At 74.8% G+C, this 18,627-nt stretch carries 9 protein-coding genes; 5 read left to right on the top strand and 4 right to left on the bottom strand.

Going from position 1 to position 18,627, the window contains the following annotated elements; translation table 11 throughout:
• Positions 1-38 precede the first annotated feature (38 nt).
• A complete protein-coding gene (locus OO48_RS03815; protein WP_051731700.1) occupies positions 39-1,622 on the bottom strand; it encodes an ArnT family glycosyltransferase in 1,584 nt (527 codons plus the stop codon).
• Positions 1,623-1,867: 245 nt separating this feature from the next.
• Here OO48_RS03815 and OO48_RS03810 point away from each other — a divergent pair, with 245 nt between their 5' ends.
• The 3 genes from OO48_RS03810 (at position 1,868) to OO48_RS03800 (ending at position 5,600) form a co-directional block, all read left to right on the top strand.
• Entirely contained in the window at positions 1,868-3,133 is a 1,266-nt protein-coding gene (locus OO48_RS03810; protein WP_063830607.1) for an MFS transporter, read from the top strand.
• 22 nt (positions 3,134-3,155) lie between these two features.
• A complete protein-coding gene (gntD, locus tag OO48_RS03805; protein ID WP_033212784.1) occupies positions 3,156-4,184 on the top strand; it encodes a guanitoxin biosynthesis L-enduracididine beta-hydroxylase GntD in 1,029 nt (342 codons plus the stop codon).
• Positions 4,185-4,694: 510 nt separating this feature from the next.
• Positions 4,695-5,600: a helix-turn-helix domain-containing protein gene (locus tag OO48_RS03800; protein ID WP_051731698.1), complete on the top strand. Its 906-nt coding sequence runs from the start codon at positions 4,695-4,697 to the stop codon at positions 5,598-5,600.
• Here the strand turns inward: OO48_RS03800 and OO48_RS03795 are convergent.
• The gene (locus OO48_RS03795; RefSeq protein WP_081951893.1) at positions 5,590-6,231 is read right to left on the bottom strand and encodes an ATP-binding cassette domain-containing protein; all 642 of its coding nucleotides are present in this window, start codon (positions 6,229-6,231) and stop codon (positions 5,590-5,592) included. The two genes, OO48_RS03800 and OO48_RS03795, sit on opposite strands and share 11 nt — an antisense overlap.
• A 215-nt stretch (positions 6,232-6,446) precedes the next feature.
• Between OO48_RS03795 and OO48_RS03790 the strand changes: the two genes are divergently transcribed.
• Complete coding sequence (locus tag OO48_RS03790) at positions 6,447-7,568, top strand: sensor histidine kinase (protein ID WP_051731697.1); 1,122 nt, start codon at positions 6,447-6,449, stop codon at positions 7,566-7,568.
• Positions 7,559-8,200, top strand: a complete 642-nt coding sequence (locus OO48_RS03785; RefSeq protein WP_033212781.1) for a LuxR C-terminal-related transcriptional regulator — start codon at positions 7,559-7,561, stop codon at positions 8,198-8,200. Before OO48_RS03790 ends, OO48_RS03785 begins: the two co-directional genes overlap by 10 nt.
• On the opposite strand, the gene OO48_RS03780 is transcribed toward OO48_RS03785, so the two are convergent.
• Both OO48_RS03780 and OO48_RS03775 read right to left on the bottom strand, forming a co-directional pair.
• Complete coding sequence (locus OO48_RS03780) at positions 8,121-9,500, bottom strand: serine hydrolase domain-containing protein (RefSeq protein WP_051731696.1); 1,380 nt, start codon at positions 9,498-9,500, stop codon at positions 8,121-8,123. The genes OO48_RS03785 and OO48_RS03780 overlap by 80 nt on opposite strands.
• Entirely contained in the window at positions 9,497-18,619 is a 9,123-nt protein-coding gene (locus OO48_RS03775) for a non-ribosomal peptide synthetase (protein WP_051731695.1), read from the bottom strand. The genes OO48_RS03780 and OO48_RS03775 overlap by 4 nt, the downstream gene beginning before the upstream one ends.
• Positions 18,620-18,627: the final 8 nt, after the last annotated feature.

Raw genomic sequence — 18,627 nt, 5'->3', positions numbered from 1 at the left:
GGTGCCGGAGCCCGGCCGGGAGGGGTCCGCCCCCGGGGTCAGTCACACTCCTTCGTGCTGTCCGCGGTGATCGCCTCCGCCGTGTACGGGCACTGGAAGCCGATCCAGCGCAGGTCCTTCCACAGCTCGGGCCAGGGCTTCAGCGGGCCCCGGCACACCATGAACTTCTGGCCGTCGTCGGACACCGGCAGGTCGTTGTGGTACGCGCCCCGGTCCTCGCAGGAGGTGAACAGCTTGCCGAACCGCTCCCGGTCGGCGCCGATGGTGATCACGGTGGTCTTGTCCGGGGCGGGCACCCCGAAGTCCGCGTACGAGTTGTGGCCGCTGTACGCCTTGACCGGCAGTCCGTACTCCGGGCCCCACTTGTCGATCGCGCCGGCCTGCCCGTAGTGGTTGCCGTAGACCACGGTGTGCTGCTGCTCCTGCTCCGGCAGCGAGCGGTAGATGTCGCTCACCTGCCGGGTCATCTCCGGCCAGCCGACCTGGTCGAACTGGACGATGGCCAGGCCCTTGAGGACGGGGTTGGTGGCGTAGGTGTCGATCGGGAGCACCGGCAGCAGCAGGACCGCGCAGCTCAGCGCGTTGAGCGCGGTCAGCGAACCGATCGTCAGGAGCCGCTTGGCGGTGCGCGACCACCGGTCGACGACCACGGCGCCGGCCGAGAGCAGGACGAACTGCAGCGCCGTGGTGTACGCGCCCTGGCCGCCGACGACCAGCAGCACGACGACCATCAGCGGGTACGACCACCCGACGAAGCGGTAGGGCCGCCACTCGGGGCGGCGCAGCAGCGCGATGAGTCCGGCGATCCACACCGGGTTCAGGAACAGGCCGATGAGCAGCAGTTGCATCGGGATGAAGGTGCTGCGGGAGAGCGTGGAGAGCGCCTTGGACAGGGCGGCGCTCATCTCCAGCTGGGGCATGCCGTGGGTGATCTGCCAGAGCAGCACCGGCGAGGCGATGACCGCGGCCACTCCGACCGCGGCCGGGAAGCGCCAGGTGCGGAAGACCGACCGGGGCCCGAACACCAGCAGGCCGGCGCCGAGGCAGAGCAGCAGCAGGACCAGCAGGTACTTCGCGGTCAGGCCGACCCCGACCACGAGGCCGATCGCCCACCACAGGCGGGTGTCGCCGGTGCGCACCATCCGGATCAGCAGCCAGGTCGCCGTGATCCAGGACAGCTCGTCCCAGTTGTTGGTCCCCATGATGTGGCCGGTGTACATGACCAGGCCGGAGGCGAAGGCCATGGACGCCGCGAGGAGCTGCGCCCGGCGGCCGCCGCCGAGTTCACGGGCCGTCAGCGGGGCGAGCAGCACCGCGACGGCGGCCAGCAGCGCCGGCACCACGCGGAGGCCGAACAGGTTGTCGCCGAACACCGCGATCTCGACCTTGGCCACGATCGCGACCAGCGGCGGCTGGTCGACGTAGCCCCAGGCCAGGTGGCTGCTGGCCGCCCGGGTGTAGAGCTCGTCGATGTGGTAGCCGTGCCGGGTGGCCAGGGCCAGCAGGAACAGCGTCATCGCGGCGGCGATCAGCGACACCGGCCGCCAGGGGACGGGCGTCAGCTCCTGCGGGGGTGGGGGCACCTGTTGTTTCGAGGTGGTTCCGACCGTCGCGAGGTCCATGGGGATCTCCTCTCCTCCGTCGTGGCTCGCCGCCGCGCCAGGACTCGGACACGACTCAGCCCCCCAATATCGGGGGCCGCACCGGGGCCCACAACGAACTTGAGCCGTGCCGACATCGCACAGGTCGGGCCTCTGCGCGGGCGACTGGCCTCGGAGTTTCATCCACGGGTCAACTTCGTGGCAGGTGCGTCCCGGCGCCGGAACACTCGGTGACGTTCACCGCCACCGCCCAGGGGAGTCACGGCATGACCGCACCGTTGCCGCGCAACCGGGACTACCGCGTCCTCTGGTCCGGCATGTTCCTGTCCGAACTGGCCGCCGAGGTCGCGTACGTCGGGTTCCCGCTGCTGCTGCTCGCCCACGGCGGCTCGGCGGCGGCGGTCTCCGGCGTCGCGGCGGTCCTGGCCGGGGCGCGCACGCTGGTCAGCCTGCCCGCCGGGGCGCTGGCCGACCGGGCGGACCGCAAGCGGATCATGGTGGTCGCCCAGGGGGTGCGCACGGTGGCGATGCTCAGCGTCGCCGTCACCGTCCTGCTGGGCCGCTGCCCGCTCTGGCAGGTCCTGCTCGTGGCGGCCGTCGAGGGCGCCTGCGCGGGCCTCTTCGTACCGGCCGAGAACGCGGCCCTCCCGCTGGTGGTGCCGAAGGAGCAGCTGCCGCAGGCGCTGGCCCGCAACGCGGCCCGGCCGTTCGCGGCGCTGCTGGTCGGCCCGGCGCTGGCCGGGTTCCTGTTCGGGCTGCACGAGGTGCTGCCGTTCACGCTGAACAGCTCGGTGCTCGCGGTGTCGTTCGTGGCGCTGGCGGCCCTGCACCTGCCGCACCGGCCGGCCGCCGGGGCGGTCGCGGACGGGGCGGGCGCGGACGGGGCGGGCGCGGGCGCCGCGCCGCGGGTCGGCGGGGCCCGGCTGCTCCTGCGGATGCCGGTCGTCCGGGCCACCACGGCGTGGATCGTCGGCGTGAACCTGGCGTTCCACAGCCTGGTGGTGCTGGTCCTCATCGTGTCGGGCGAGGACGATGTCGCCCCCGGGCAGATGGGCCTGATGATGACCTGCTTCGGCGCGGGCGGCCTGGTCGGCGCGCTGGTCGCCGACCGGCTGCACGCGGCGTCGATCCGGCCGGGGACCCTGGTGATCGGCTCGACCTGGGTCTTCGCCGCCGTGGCGGCCGCGATGGCCTGGGCCCCGCCGGGGGTGCCGCTCGGCATCCTGCTGGGCGTGGCCGCGATGGCCATGCCGATCGCGAACACCACGGTGATCACCTGTCAGCTGGCTGCGGTGCCCGACGAGTTGCGCGGCCGACTGGCCGGGCTGGTCGGCCTCGGTGCCGAACTCGCGGCCACGGCCGGCCCGATCGTCGCCGGTGTCCTGGCCACCGGCGCGCGCGACGGGCGGAGCCTGCTCGGCAGCGCCGCGCTGCTGGTGGTGGTCGCCACCGGCGCCACCCTGGCCCCGGCCCTGCGCCGCCTCGCCCTGCCCGCCCTCCCGTCGGCCGCACCGCAGCCGGCGCGCTCCTGACCACCGACCACGGAGGAAGAAGATGCTCAAGATTCAGCTGGGCGACGACGACGTCGTCGCGCTCGAGAAGGTCACCGCGGAGATCACGGGCCGCTTCTCGTCCATCGAGGACCCGGAGCTGCACCGGGCCGCCCCGGTCTACGCCCACGAGCTGCCCCGCGGCCTGCGCACGGCGCTGGTCGACTTCAAGCTGAACGAGCCGTCGGGCGTGCTGGTCGTGTCCGGGCTGGAGGTCGACGACGCCTCCCTCGGGGACACCCCGGCGGACTGGCGGAACAAGCCCGCGCCCGGCGCGACGCTCTCGCTGGACGTCCCGTTCCTGCTGATCGGCTGCCTGCTCGGCGAGCCGATCGCCTGGGCCACCCAGCAGGACGGGCGGGTCATGCACGACATCTTCCCGATCCGCGCCCACGAGCACGGGCAGATCGGCTGGGGCAGCGCGCAGACGCTGACCTGGCACACCGAGGACGCCTTCCACCCCCTGCGCACCGACTACCTGGGCCTGATGTGCCTGCGCAACCCCGACGAGGTGGAGACCACCTTCGCCGACATCGCGGACGTCCGCCTCGACGAGGCGACCCGGGCCGTCCTGGCCGAGGAGCGCTTCAGGATCCTGCCGGACGAGTCGCACCGCCCGCAGAACCAGGTCGAGGGCGTCGTGGAGGACCCGGAGGTGACCGAGCTCAAGGCGCGCAGCGCGGAGCGGGTGGACAGCGCGCTGCGCTCCCCCGAGCCGGTCGCGGTGCTCTTCGGCTCCCTGCGGGATCCCTACGTCCGGCTGGACCCCTATTACATGCAGGGCGTGCAGGACGAGAACGAGCAGCGCGCGCTCGATGAAATCGGCGCGGCCCTGGACGGCGCCATGGGCGGAATTTCCCTGGCTCCCGGCGATATCGTTTTCATCGACAATTACCGCGTCGTTCACGGGCGGAAACCCTTCCAGGCGCGTTTCGACGGGACCGACCGCTGGCTGCGCCGGCTGAACATCACCCGTGATCTGCGCAAGTCCCGCCACGCGCGCCTGTCGGCAGGGTCCCGGGTCATCTACTGAGCCGGTCCGGTCCGGCCCCGGCCCGGCCCCGGATCCCGTCACCAACCGAAGCGGCGTCCCCACCGAGGGTGAACTCATCCCCCCCTGCGGGCGTCCGCTCCTCTTCGCTCGGCTATCCAACTACATTGCCGATCATGGGAGTTGCATTCCGGAAGTGCCCACTCCGCAGGAAGTGCGGGCCGCCCGGCCACCCGGCGGCCCGCACCCCCGCGCCGGGCGCGGGCGCGCGCCCCGCCGGGCCGGGCCGCCGCTCCGCCGGAGGGCCGCCGGAGGGCCGCCGCCCGGCCGGCGACCCTCCGGCGGCCCGGTAATTCGAGGTCATTTCGACACCGCCCGCGGAGCCTTCCGGAAAATCAGAAGATCGCGATCTTGCTATTGTGGGCGACGCACACTTGGCTTAGGCTCTGTCACAAACAACGCACAGGTGTGACACGGGGGTGTAAAGTGCTGCGCGTTCATGTGACCGGTGAAGATCTTCAGCGGTTAAGAATGGTCCATACCCTTGGTCCGATGTCAGAGGCGCTGTTCGCGCTGCACCGCTTCGGTCGTGACCGGGGCCGGGGCGGCGTGAGCTGGCACAAGTTCGTCCGTGAGCGACTCGGCGGCGACCTGCCCGCCGTCGACAAGGTCGTCTCCGAGCACCGGGTGCTCCCCGACCTGCTGTGGCTGCTCGAACGGGACGGGCCGGGCACCGCGGTCGCGGCCTCGACGCACGCGCAGGTCCGGCGGCTGGCCCAGGCGGTGGTCCTGTTCTGCTGCGCGGGCATCCTGCCCTACTGGTCGCGGATGCAGGCCCGGCTGGAGATCGAGCGCGACGTGCGCGGCCGGATGGCGATCACCAACGGCATCGAGTTCCTGCTCGCCGGGCTGCACCCGAAGGTGACGTGGGAGTCCTCGCAGTTGCGCATCGCCTCCGAGCTGGACATGGACATCAGGCTCAACGGGCAGGGGCTGATCCTGTGCCCCTCGCTCTTCCTCCCCGCCAAGACCTGCGTGCTGGTGCGCTCCGAACGGCAGACCGGCGCGCCCGCACTCGTCTTCTCCGTACCTCTGGACCTCGACGACCTGGAGGAGGAGACGGAGGTCGACGGCGACCGGGCACTGGCCGCCCTGGTGGGCGCCACCCGCGCGGCGGCCCTGCGGGCGCTGTCCGAGAGCGGCACCACCGGAGACCTCTCCGACCGGCTCGGCATCTCGCTCTCCGGCGCCAGCAAGCAGGCGACCGTGCTCCGCGAGGCGGGTCTGATCACGACCCTGCGCAACCGCACCACGGCGACGCACACGCTCACTCCGCTCGGCCTGGCGCTCCTGCAGCGGGACCTCCCCTCGGAGTTCACCGGCCTGCTGGGCGCCCCGCACCCCCCTTCGGCGGGCACGCTGCGCAACGGCCCGCGGCTCCGCCGGTCTACGGCATGACCCAGGTCTCCACCACCCGCCCCTCGGCGAGCAGCACCACCTCGTCGGCCCGCTCCAGGCCGGCGAGGTCGGGCGCCGTCGCCACCACGCACAGGCCCCGCCGGTCCACCAGGTCGCGCAGCAGGTCCAGGAGGGCTTCCGCCTCGTCGGGCGGGAGCCCGCCGGCCGGGTCGTCGGCGAGCAGCACGTCGGGGGCGGGGGCGAGCGCGAGCGCGAGCGCGGCCGCCCGCCGCCGCCCCTCCGGCAGGTCGAGCACCGGCGTGTCCCGCAGCGTCCACAGCCCCAGCCCTCGCAGGGCCTCGGCGAGCGGTTCGGCCGCCGCGGCCGGCAGCCGGTCGAGTTCGGCGCCGAGCGTGCCGACCTCCGCCAACTGCTCCTCCACCGGCCGGAGTCCGACGTGCGCGAGCCGGAGCCCGTCGGCGAGGCGCACCTCGCCCGCCGTCACCCGGTCCAGACCGGCGGCGCACCGCAGGACGCCGGTCCGGTCGGCGGCGGCCGGCCCGGACAGCGCCGTCCAGGTACCGGGCCCGCAGGCGAAGGTCACGTTCTCGATCACATATCCGGACGCGGTGCCCTCGGCTCCGGCCGAGCCGACATGGCTCAGCTCCAGAGCCGGACGTTGGTCAGCCATGATGATCTCTTTCGACGTTCGGGAGGCAGGTCTTGCGTTCCCACCATCCCCGTTCCTCCCCCGTGGGGACGGGCCGGTCCGCCCTGTCCCCGGGCCCTGATCCCCGGCCCGAGCGGTATGCTACGGCCTCCGCCCCTCCGGAACCCATGCCCTCTGCTGTAGGGATGGAACTACAGCCTGCTGTAAGGCTCCTGGAGTCCTGGTGTGGTAAGGCGGTGCGGGCGTGGGGGGCGCTGTCGACCGCCGCGGTCTACCTGCTGGGGCAGCTGGTCACCGCGGCGATCAGCCTGCCCTCGTTCCTGCTGCTCTGTCACCCGGGCATGCGTCAGGTGTGGGCCGCGTGGCACCGGCAGCGGGCCGGCCGCCTGCTGGGCCGCCCGGTCCGCGCCCGGAACGTCCCGCTCCCCCGCCACCTGTCCTGGCTCGCCCTGCACATCGTGTGCGGCCTCGGCTTCGGGCTCGCGACGACGCTGTTCCTCGGCAACCTGCTGCTGGTCCTGGTGACGCTGTCGCTGCTGTGGACGTTCCCGGTGCACGCGCTGTCCCCGGCGGTGCTGGAGAGCCCGGTGCTGTCCTGGGCCGCCGGCGGCCCCTCGGTCGGGTCCGTCCTGCTCGCGGCCGGCTGCCCGCTGCTGCCGCTCCTGGCCACGGTCCACGCCCGGCTGACGCTCGCCGTCCTCGCATCCTCGCGCACCCAGCAGCTGGCCGACCGGGTGGCCACCCTCACCCGGACCCGCACCGACGCCCTGGAGGCGCACGGCGCCGAGCTGCGGCGGATCGAGCGCGACCTGCACGACGGCACCCAGGCCCGGCTGGTGGCCGTGGCCATGCGGCTCGCGGTCGCCCAGCGCTGCCTGGAGCGGGCCCCGCAGACGGCCGACCGGGCGCTGCGGGAGGCGATCGACATCAACGAGGAGGCCATGGTCGAACTGCGCGAGGTGCTCCGCGGCATCTACCCGCCGATCCTCGCCGACCGGGGGCTGCGGGGGGCGCTGCACACCGTCGCCGCCCGGGCCGGGGTGCCGGTGCGGCTCGACATCGGCGAGCTGCCGCGCATCCCGGCGGCCGTCGAGGCGGTGGCCTACTTCGTGGTCACCGAGGCGCTGACGAACGTGGCCAAGCACAGCCGGGCCACCGAGGCGGGGCTCCGGGTGCGGCACGGCGGGAACCTGCTGACCGTCGTCGTCACCGACAACGGCGGGGGCGGCGCGCGCGAGCGCGGCGGCGGCGGGCTGGCCGGCCTGCGCGGCCGGGCGCAGGCGCTCGACGGCGGCGTGACGGTCGACAGTCCGGCGGGCGGCCCCACCACCGTCACCGTGGAGTTGCCGTGCGGATAGTGATCGCGGAGGACAACGTCCTGCTGGCCACCGGCCTGGAGCTGCTGCTGACCAGCTCCGGCCACGAGGTGGCGGAGGTCGCGGGCGACGCGGAGGTGTTCCTGGCCGCGGTGGGGCGGCACCGCCCGGACGTCACCATCGTCGACGTGCGGCTGCCCCCCGAGTTCCGCGACGAGGGGCTGCGGGCCGCGATCGAGGCCCGGCGGGTCCATCCCGGCCTGCCGGTCCTGGTGCTGTCCCAGTACGTCGAGCGGACGTACGCCTTCGAGCTGCTGTCCGACGGCGGGGGCAGCATCGGGTACCTGCTCAAGGACCGGATCGCCCGGGTCGACGAGTTCCTCCAGGCGCTCGAACGGGTGGCCGCCGGCGGCACGGCGCTCGACTCCGAGGTGGTGACCCAGTTGCTGGCGCGCCGGACCGAGCCGCTGTCCACGCTCACCCGGCGGGAACGGGAGATCCTGGCGCTGATGGCGGAGGGGCACGACAACGCGACGCTGGCCAGGAAGCTGTCGATCACCGACAACGCCGTGCACAAGCACATCGGCAACATCTTCACGAAGCTGGAACTGACCGTGGCGGACACCGGCCACCGGCGGGTCCGGGCGGTGCTGGCGTACCTGGAGGCGTCCTGAGCGGCGGCGCCGGGGGCGCCCCGGGCCCGGAGCGGCGGACGCAGAGCCTGCCGGTGATCTGCACCCGGTCGATCCGGCCGGTGGCCGGGTCGGGCAGGAAGCGCCCGAGGTACGGCAGCGCGGTGCGCGGGCCGCCGTCCGAGGGCGTCCGGAAGGAGTGGCCGGGGCCGGTCAGCAGGCGGACCGGCGCCGCGCCGCCGACCGCGAGCAGCAGTCCGTCGCCGTCCGCCTCGATCCGGCACGACCAGTCGCCGTTGGCGTAGTGGCCCGCGCACCGCTCCGGGTCCGGCGCGGGGGCCGGCCCGGGGCCGTCGCCGGTCGCGTCGCGGGGGTGGTCGCCGACGTCCAGGCCGGCGTCGACGAGCTGTCCGAGCAGGGACTCCCACAGCCGGGCGCCGGTGCTGCCGTTGGCGGTCAGGGCCACCACCGTCCCGGTCTCCGGGTCGGCGCGCAGGTGGCTCCACGCGCCGTCGCCGGTGCCGTCGTGGCCGAACCACGTCCCGTACCGGGACCAGCCCGCTCCCCAGCCCTCCGCGAGCCCGAAGGGGCCGGTGGCGAGGCCCGCCGTGACGTCCGCGCGCATCGCCCGGGCCGTCCCGGCGTCCAGCAGGGCCGCGCCCGGGCCGAGGCCCAGGTGCGCGGCGCCGAGGAGGGCGAGGCCGGCCGCCGGGAGGCACAGGCCCGCGGCCGGGTCCTCCAGCGGCGGCACGGACTGTTCCGCGATCGGCCGGGGCGGGGCGTCCGGGCGGACCAGGTGGCCCGGGGCGACCGGTGCCGCGGCGTCGTGGCCCAGGGGTCGCAGCAGCATCGCCTGCACGGCCTCCGCCCAGTCGAGTCCGGTGATCTCCTCGACCAGCCGGCCGGCGATCAGGTAGCCCGGGTTGGAGTAGGAGAACACCGTGCCCGGCCGGTGCACCCCCAGTTCGGGGGCGTACCGGGCGAGCCACCGGGCGCGGGTGGTGCCGGGGGGCAGTTCGGCGGTGTTGGCCGCCAGGCCCGCGGTGTGCCCGAGCGCCTGGCGCAGCGTGAACTCCGGGGCGCCGCGCAGTTCGCCCAGGTGCTCGGCGACCGGCCCGTCCAGGTCCAGGTCGCCGTCGGCGACCAGCATGGCCGCGAGCGTGGCGGTGAACGGCTTGGTGAGCGAGCCGAGCGGGAACGCCGTCCCGGCCGTCACCGGGCGCCCCGAGCCGGCCTCCTGCTCGCCGGCCTCCGCGGTGGTCAGGGCGCCGTCCCGCCAGACCGCCAGCTGGGCGCCGGGCACCCCGTGCCGGAGCGCGAGTTCGGTCAGCAGTTCCCTCACCGGGCCTCCTCCGTCCCCGGGGCCCGGTCGCAGGACCGGGCGATCGACCGCAGCGCCGCCGCGAACGCGGTGCCCAGCGCCTCGACCGTCTCCTTCCGGTGCAGGTCGACCGAGTAGTACAGGTCGAAGCCGAGCCGGCCGTCCTCGACCGCGCCGACCACCTCCAGGGCCTGCACCACCCGTTCGCGGCCGTCCTGTTCGAGGCCGATCGGGGCGTGGAAGGCGTGGAACAGCGAGCGGTCGGCGGTCCGGGTGATCTCCTCGGTCTGGCTGTGGTAGTTGAACAGCACGGCCGGGGGCGTGTGCGGCGCGGTGAGCGCGTCCGGTCCGGCGAGGTGGCGCAGCGCGCCGTAGCCGAGGCCGTTGCCGGGGACGGCGCGCAGGCAGCGGCGCACGGAGCGCACGACGGCGGGCCAGTCGGCCTCGGCACCGGCCCGGTCGGGCACCTCCAGGGCGACGGGGTAGGAGCTGGTGAACCAGCCGACGGTGCGGGAGAGGTCGACGTCGTCGAAGATCTCCTCGCGGCCGTGGCCCTCCATCTCGATCACCAGCCGGTCCTCGCCGGTCCAGTGGCACACCGTGCGGGCCAGCGCGGCGAGCAGCACGTCGCTGACCCGGGCCCGGAAGCGGCCGGGGGCGGTGTGCAGCAGCACCCCGGTCTCCTCCCGTTCCAGCCGCACCGGCAGGACGCGCCGCGAGGACACCACGTTCGGTCCGGGGCCGTCGGCCGGCAGCGGTCCGGGCTCGGGCACCGCCTCCCAGTGCGCGCGCTGGTCGGCGAAGCCGCCGTCGGCCGCGTGCGCCGCGAGCCGGGTGGCCCACTGCCGGAACGAGGAGGTCTTGGCGCCGAGGTCGACCGGTTCGCCGTCGAGCGCCTGCCGGTAGGCGAGGTCCAGGTCGTGGTTGATGATCCGCCAGGACACCGCGTCGATCACCAGGTGGTGGACGGTCAGGTGCAGGTGGGCGCGCCGCTGCGGGCCGAGGTCGAACAGCACCGCCCGCAGCAGCGGTCCGGCCGCCAGGTCGAGCGCGCTGTCGGCGGCCCCGGCGAGCCGGTCCATGACCGGGAGCAGTTCCTCGTCGGGCAGGCCCGACAGGTCGTGGCGCTCGAACAGCTCGCCGGTCTCCTCCGGCGCGTTGTGCTGCGTCCAGCCGCCCCGGGCGTCGCGGACGTAGCGCATCCGCAGCGCGTCGTGGTGCCGGACGACCGCGGTGAGCGCGGCCCGCAGCGCCGTCTCGTCGGCGCCGTCGGTCAGTTCGACGTGGACGGACTGGGCGAGGTGCTGCGGGGAGACCGTGTTGCGGGCGAAGAACTCGTGCTGGATCGGGGTGAGGGGCACCTCCCCGGACTCGGCCTCCTGGACGGCGGTGACCTGCCGCTCCCGGCCGGCGGCGGCGACCAGTTCCGCGACGGTCGAGTACCGGAACAGGTCGCTGGAGGAGACCTGGAGTCCGGCCCGGCGGCTCTTGAAGACGACCTGGATGCTCAGGATCGAGTCGCCGCCGAGGTCGAAGAAGTCGTCGGTGACGCCGACCCGCTCGACGCCGAGCACCTCCGCCCAGATCCCGGCCATGGTCCGCTCCTCGGCGGTGCGGGGCTCCACCCCGGTCCGTTCGGCGGCCTGGGCGGCGGGTTCCGGCAGGGCGCGGCGGTCGACCTTGCCGTGCGGGGTGAGCGGGAGGCCCTCCATCCGGACGATCGCGACCGGGACCATGTACTCGGGCAGCCGGCCGGCCAGGTACCGGATCAGTTCGGCCGGGTCCTGCTCGGAGACGACGTAGCCGACCAGGCGCCGGCGGCCCGGCAGGTCCTCGCGGACGACGACGGCCGCCCGGGCGACGTCCGGGTGGCGGACCAGTTCCTGTTCGATCTCGCCGAGTTCGATCCGGTAGCCGCGCAGCTTCACCTGGTCGTCGGTGCGGCCGACGAACTCCAGGGTGCCGTCGGGCAGCCAGCGCATCAGGTCGCCGGTGCGGTACATCCTGCTCCCGGGCGGGCCGAACGGGTCCGGCAGGAAGCGTTCGGCGGTCATCCCGGGCCGGTCCCGGTAGCCGCGGCAGACGCCGTCCCCGGCGAGGTACGCCTCGCCGGCCACACCCACCGGCACCACGTGCAGGTCCCGGTCGAGCAGGTAGACCCGGGCGTCGGCGCTCGGCCGGCCGACCGGGACGGTCCGCCCGGCCGGCCCGCCGTGCTCGACGGGGAGGCAGGTGGAGGTGACGGAGCACTCGGTGGGGCCGTACGCGTTGACGATCCGCAGCTCGGGCAGCCGGTCGAGGACGCGGGCGCAGTGCGGGGCGGACAGCGCCTCGCCGCCGACGACGACCTTGCGCAGCCCGGCGAGGATGCCCGGGTCGGTGTCCGCGACGGCGTGGAAGAAGCCCGCCGCGAACGAGATGGCCTGCACGTCGTTGTCGCGCAGGAACTTGTCGAGCTCGTCGACCGAGCGGAAGTCGCCGGGCCGCACGGCGAGGCAGGCGCCGGTCAGCAGGGCCTGCCAGAGCTCGTTCTGCGCGGCGTCGAAGGAGATCGAGTGGTGCTGGGCGATCGTCGTGGCGTCGCCGAAGGTGTGCTCGCCCGCGGCGTGCACCAGCCGGACCAGGCCGCGGTGGGTGACCATGGATGCCTTCGGCGTGCCGGTCGAACCCGAGGTGTAGACCAGCACGGCGAGGTTGTCCGGCACGGTGCGCGAGGGCGGCGGTCCGGCCGGCGCGGCGGCCGGGTCGAGGTGCAGCTCGTCGACCAGCAGCACCTCGGCGGCGCCGGGCGGCAGGCCGGGGGCGAGTTCGGCGCTGGTCAGCAGCACCGGGACGCCCGAGTCCCGGAACAGGTAGGACAGGCGCTCCGGGGGGTAGCCCGGGTCCAGCGGCACGTACGCGCCGCCCGCCTTGAGGATGCCGAGCATCGCGGTGACCATCTCGGCGCCGCCGGGCAGGCAGATGCCCACCGTGACCTCGGGGCCGACGCCGCGGCCCACCAGGGCGTGGGCGAGCAGGTCGGAGGCGGCGTCCAGCTCGGCGTAGCTGAGCCGGGTGTCGCCGGCGGTGACCGCCGGGCGGTCCGGGAAGGCCCGGGCGACCTCGGCGAACAGCTCGTGCAGGCAGCCGTCGGGGTAGCCGGACGGGGTGCCGTTGAACTCCTCGACGATCCTGGTGAGTTCGGCGCCGCGGACGATCGGCAGCTCGCCCAGCGTGGTGCCGCCGGGCGCCGCGGCCATCGCGTCGAGCGTGCCGAGCAGGTGGTCCGCGAACCGGCCGGCGGTGGCGTCGTCGAACAGCCGCGGGTCGTAGCCGAGCCGCAGGTGGAGGCCGCCCACCAGGTGGGCCACGCAGGTCAGCGGGAAGTTGGAGGTCTCCAGTCCGGCCAGTGAGCGCACGGACAGCCCGTACCGCTCGGCGGCGTGCTCGTCGTACGGGAAGTTCTCGAACACCACGCAGCTGTCGAACAGGTCGGTGCCCGGCGGGACGGACGCCCAGTGCCGGACCTGGGCGAGCGAGGCGTACTCGAACTGGCGGCCCTCGACCTGCTGTTCCTGGACGCCGCGCAGCCAGGCGCGCAGTTCGCTGCCGGGAAGGACGGTGAGCCGGGCCGGCAGGGTGTTGATGAACAGGCCGACCATCTCGTCGGAGCCGGGCAGTTCGGCGGGCCGGCCGCCCACCGTGGTGCCGAAGCAGACCTGCCGGTCGCCGCTGTAGCGGGACAGCAGCAGCGCCCAGGCGCCCTGGACCAGGGTGTTGACGGTGATCCGGGCCTCCCGGGCGAAGCCCTCCAGCCGGGCGGTCCGCTCCGCGGTCAGTTCGAGGTCGAGGTGCCCGGTGTCGCGGGACTGGTGCGAGCTCAGCGGCGTGCGGTCGTACGGCAGGGCGGTGGGTCCGGTGAACCCGTCGAGCAGGCCGCGCCAGTACGTCCGCGCCGCGGTGGTGTCCTGCTCGCCGAGCCAGCGCACGTAGTCGCGGAACGGGCGGCGCGGGCGCGGCGGTTCGACCTCGCGGCCGGAGAGCGCGGCGTGCTCCGCGAAGACCTCGCCGAGCACGTCGGCGAAGCTCCAGCCGTCGAGCAGCAGGTGGTGCGAGGAGCAGCGCAGGTGCACCGAGGTGCCGGAGAGCCGGGCCAGGTGCAGCCGCAGCAGCGGCGGGCGGGACAGGTCGAGCGGTTCGACCGGGGCCTCGGCCAGTCGGCGGGCGCGTTCCCGCTGCTCCTCCTCGGTCGCGTCCGTCCAGTCCTCGACGACCACCGGCACCCGGACGTCCCGGTGCACCACCTGGAGCGGGCGCCCGCCCTCGGCGTCGGCGATCGCCGTGCGCAGCACGGGGGTCCGGTCGACGACGCGCTGCCACGCCTCGGCCAGCACGGCGGGGTCGGGGACGCCGTCGAGGACCAGGCCGACGTGGGTGAAGTAGATGTCGTCCTCGTGCGCGTCGAGCGAGTGGAACAGCAGGCCGCTCTGCATCGGCGTGAGCGGGTAGACGTCCTCGACCGCGCGGCCGTCCCCGGCGAGCCGGTCCACGCCGGCCTGGTCGAGCCCGGACAGCGGGAAGTCGGACGGGGTGCAGCCGCCGGCCGTGGCGCAGTGCGCCGCGATCTCGGCGAGCGCGGCGGTGAACCGCGCCGCGAGGGAGGTGATCGCCGCCTCGTCGTGCCGCGCGGCGGAGTACTCCCAGGAGAACTCCAGCCGCCCGTCGCGGACCATGCCGGTGATCTCCAGCGGGTTGGGCCGGGACAGGTCGGGGGCGCGGTCCGGCACCGGGCTGGGCGCCCAGCCGCGCAGCAGGCCGTCGCCCGCGGCGACGTCGAAGTGGCCGTGGTAGTTGAAGCCGACCTGGCAGCGGGCGCCGCCCAGGCCGGCGGCCGGGGTCAGGTGGCGCAGCGCGCCGTAGCCGAGGCCGGCCCCGGGGACGGCCCGCAGGGTCTCCTTGACGGCCTTGAGGCGGCTGCCCCAGTCGCCGTCCGCCGCGGGCAGCACGACCGGGAACAGCGTGGTGAACCAGCCCGCCGTGCGGGAGAGGTCGACGTCGTCGAAGAGGCTCTCGCGGCCGTGGCCCTCCAGTTCGACCGCGACGGCGGCGCCGCCGCTCCAGTCGGCCAGCACCGCCGCGAGGGCGGTCAGCAGGACGTCGTTGACCCGGGTCCGGTAGGCGGCCGGCGCGTCCCGCAGCAGCGCGCGGGTCAGTTCGGCGTCGAGCCGGACCTCGACCGTGCGGGCGTCGGCGAGGGTGTCGGCCGCCGGGCCGTCGCCGGGCAGCGGCGGGCACTGGGCGGACGCGGCCTCGACGCCCCGCCAGTAGGGCAGTTCGGCGTCGAAGCGGCCGGTCGCGGCCGCCTCGGCCAGCCGGGTCGCCCACTCCCGGAAGGAGGTGGTCTTCTCCGGCAGTTCGATCCGCGCCCCGCGCGCCGCCTGCTCGTAGGCGGTCTCCAGGTCGGCGAGCAGCACCCGCCAGGTGACGCCGTCCACGACCAGGTGGTGGACGGTGACGAACAGCCGGTCCGGTCCGGGGGCGCCGGTGAACAGCACCGCGCGCAGCAGCGGCCCGGTCTCCAGCCGGAAGCCGGTCTGCGCCGCCCGCACCGCCTCGTGGACGGCCCGCTCGCGCGCGGCCGGGTCGAGGCCGGACAGGTCGGCCGTCCGGAACGCCTCGCCGGGCTCGTCCCCGGCGCAGTGCTGCCGCCAGCCGCCGTCGGCCGGGACGGCGCGCAGCCGCAGCGCGTCGTGGTGGTCGAGCAGCGCCGTGAGCGCCGTCCGCAGCGCGGCCGGGTCGGTGCCGGGCGCGAGTTCGACGAACATCGACTGGTTGAAGTGGGTGGCGCCCTGCGGGTACTCCTCGAAGTACCAGTGCTGCACCGGGGTGAGCGGCACGTCCCCGGTCGCGGCGGTGGCGGGTGCCTGCGCGGCGGGCCGGTCGTCGGCCAGGACGGCGGCGGCCAGTTCGGCGACCGTCTGGTGCAGGAAGATCTGCTTGGCGGTCAGCCGCAGCCCGGCCCGCCGGGCCCTGGAGACCACCTGGAGGCCGACGATCGAGTCGCCGCCGAGTTCGAAGAAGTTGTCGTCGGCTCCGACGGCGTCGGCCGGCAGGCCCAGCACCTCGGCCCAGACCGCGGCGAGCCGCGCCTCGGTGCCGGGGCGCGGCGCCACCCGGCGGGCGGCGGTGTCCTCGGTGGCGGGCGGGGCGGGCAGCGCCTTGCGGTCGAGCGTTCCGCTCGGCGTCATCGGCAGCGCGTCGAGGACGACGAGCGCGGAGGGGACGGCCGGGTCGGGCACGATCCCGGCGAGGAAGGCGCGCAGTTCGGTCAGGGTGGGGGCGGCGCCCGCCGCCACCAGGTAGCCGACCAGCCGGTCGCGGCCGGTCCGGTCGGGCCGCACCGCGGCGGCGGCGGCCGCGACGCCGGGGTGGCGCAGCAGCGCGGCCTCGACCTCGCCGAGCTCGACCCGGAAGCCGCGGACCTTGACCTGGTCGTCGGCGCGGCCGAGGTACTCCAGTTCGCCGTCGGGCCGCCACCGTCCGATGTCGCCGGTGCGGTAGAGCCGCCCGCCGGTGAACGGGTCGGTGGTGAAGCGCTGTTCGGTCAGTTCGGGCCGGCCCCAGTAGCCCTGGGCGACGCCGTCGCCGCCGATGGAGATCTCGCCGGGCACGCCGATCGGGACGGGGCGCCCGCGGCCGTCGAGGACGTACACGGTGGTCTCGGCCAGCGGCCGGCCGATCGGCACCACCGCCGCGCCGCCGGTCGCGCCGGGGCGCAGCCGGTAGGTGGTGGAATCCACGGTGGTCTCGGTGGCGCCGTAGTTGTTGGTGACCACGGCCTCCGGGTGGAGCACCTCCAGGACGGCGGCGGCGTCGTCGGCCAGCCAGGCCTCCGAGCCGACGGCGAGGACCCGCAGCGAGTCCGCCCGGGCGCCGTTCCAGGACAGCTCCTGGGCGACCGCCTTGGCCAGCGAGGGGGTGGTGACCAGCAGGTGCGGGCGGACCTCGGTGATCAGCGCGGCCAGCGCGGGCGGGTCGGCGATCACCGCGGCCGGGCAGATCACCATCTCGCCGCCGTACATCGCGGACATCAGGAAGTCGCCGAGGAACAGGTCGACGGCGAGGCTGGAGACCGACAGCGCGCGGGCCCGCAGGCCGGTCAGGTCGTAGCGGTCGTCCCAGGCCCGCATCATGTGGACGGCGTTGCGGTGGCTGACCATCACGCCCTTGGGGCGGCCGGTGGAGCCGGAGGTGTAGACGATGTACGCGAGGTCGTCGGGGCCGACGTCCACGGCCGGCGGGGTGGCGGGCCGGGCGGCGACGGCCTCCCGGTCGGCGTCGGGGCGGACGGTGGTCCAGGGGCCCTCGCCGTCCGCCGCCGAGTCGGTGACCAGCACCGGGGCGGCGGTGTCCTCGAGCATCAGGGCCTGCCGCCGCGCCGGGTGGTCGGGGTCGATCGGCACGAACGCGCCGCCGGCCTTGAGCACGGCCAGCAGCGCGACCATCGCCTCCACCCCGCGCTCCAGGCGCACGCCGACCGGCACGCCGGGGCCGACGCCGGCCGCCACCAGGTGGTGGGCGAGCCGGTTGGCGCGGGCGGCCAGCTCGGCGAAGGTGAGCCGGTGCCGGTGGTCGCTGACCGCGACCGCGTCCGGGGTCCGGGCCGCCTGCTCGTCGAAGATCCCGGGCAGGGTCCGCGGGTCCGCGGCCGCGGCGGGCCGGCCCTGCCAGTCGGCGGTGAGCGCGCGCAGTTCGTCGGCGGGCAGCATGGACAGCTCCGCCAGCGGCGCCCCGGGCCGTTCGGTCACCGCGCGCAGCAGGGTGACGAGGTGGCCGCCGAGCCGCTCGACCGTCTCCCGGTCGAACAGGTCGGTGCTGTACTCCAGGTAGCAGACCAGCGAGCCGGCGTCCTCGTAGAAGTCGAGGACCAGGTCCAGCTTGGCCACCTCCGCGGCCGGCTGGATCTCGGTGACCTCCAGGCCGCGGAACTCCGGCAGGGTGTCCGCCATGTTCTGCAGGTTGACCATCACCTGCACCAGCGGCGGCCGGGAGGCGTCCCGTTCGGGACGCAGCGCGTCCACCAGGCGCTGGAAGGGGACCTCGTCGTGGGCGAAGGCGTCGAGCATGCCGGCGCGGACCCGGGCGAGCTGCTCGGTGAAGGACAGCGACTCCTCGACCTGGGAGCGCAGCACCACGGTGTTGACGAAGGTGCCGATCAGGGGTTCCAGTTCGGGGCGCGAGCGGCCCAGGGTGACGGTGCCGACCGCCACGTCGGGTTCGCCGCAGTACCGGGACAGCAGCACCTTGGTGGCGGTGACCAGGGTCATGAACAGGGTGGCGTCCTGTCCGCGGCCGAGTTCGCGCAGCCGGGTCAGCACCTCGGCGGGCAGCTCCACCGCCAGGGTCGCGCCGGCGGGCGTGCGGACCGGCGGGCGGGGCCGGTCGGTGGGCAGGTCGGCCGTGCGCATCCCAGCGAGCCGCTCGCGCCAGTGGTCGAGCTGCCGGTCCACCTCGGCGGTGCGCCCGTGCTCCCAGATCGCGTAGTCGGCGTACTGGACGGGCAGCGGCGGCAGCGGGGCGTCCGCGTAGGCGGCGGCGAGTTCGCGCAGCAGCGGCCCGGTGGACCAGCCGTCGCAGACGATGTGGTGCATGGCCAGGACGAGCACGTGCTCGTCGGCGGCCACCCGGAGCAGGGTGGCCCGCAGCAGCGGGCCGCGGCGCAGGTCGAACGGCGTGTTCATCTCGGCCGCGACGAAGCGCCGGACGGCGGCCTCGGCGTCCGGGCCGGACACGTCGAGCAGCGGCAGCGGCCGCTCCCGGTGCGGGTGCACGACCTGCACGCCGCGGCCGTCGCGGGTGTCGAAGGTGGTGCGCAGCATCTCGTGCCGGCGCACCACGCGGTCGAGCGCGGCGCCGAGGGCGGCGGTGTCCAGCGCGCCCCGCAGCCGCAGCGCGCGCAGCGCGTTGTACTCGGCGCTGTCCGGTTCCAGCTCGGCCGCGAACCAGAGCCGCTCCTGCTGCGAGGACATCGGCGGCGGCTCGTCCCGGGGGGCGGGCCGGATCGCCGCCGGGGCGGGCGCCGCCTGCCCGGCGAGGCGGCGCAGCAGTTCCTCGCGCAGGTGCGCCGGTACGGAGGTCAACATCTCGTCGAACTGGGTCATCTGCGTTC

This window comes from Kitasatospora phosalacinea (assembly GCF_000716545.1).
GTDB classification, from domain to species: Bacteria; Actinomycetota; Actinomycetes; order Streptomycetales; family Streptomycetaceae; genus Kitasatospora; species Kitasatospora phosalacinea.
The sequence above is the reverse complement of the archived record's forward strand: the minus strand, read 5'-3'. Positions and strand labels throughout refer to the sequence as shown.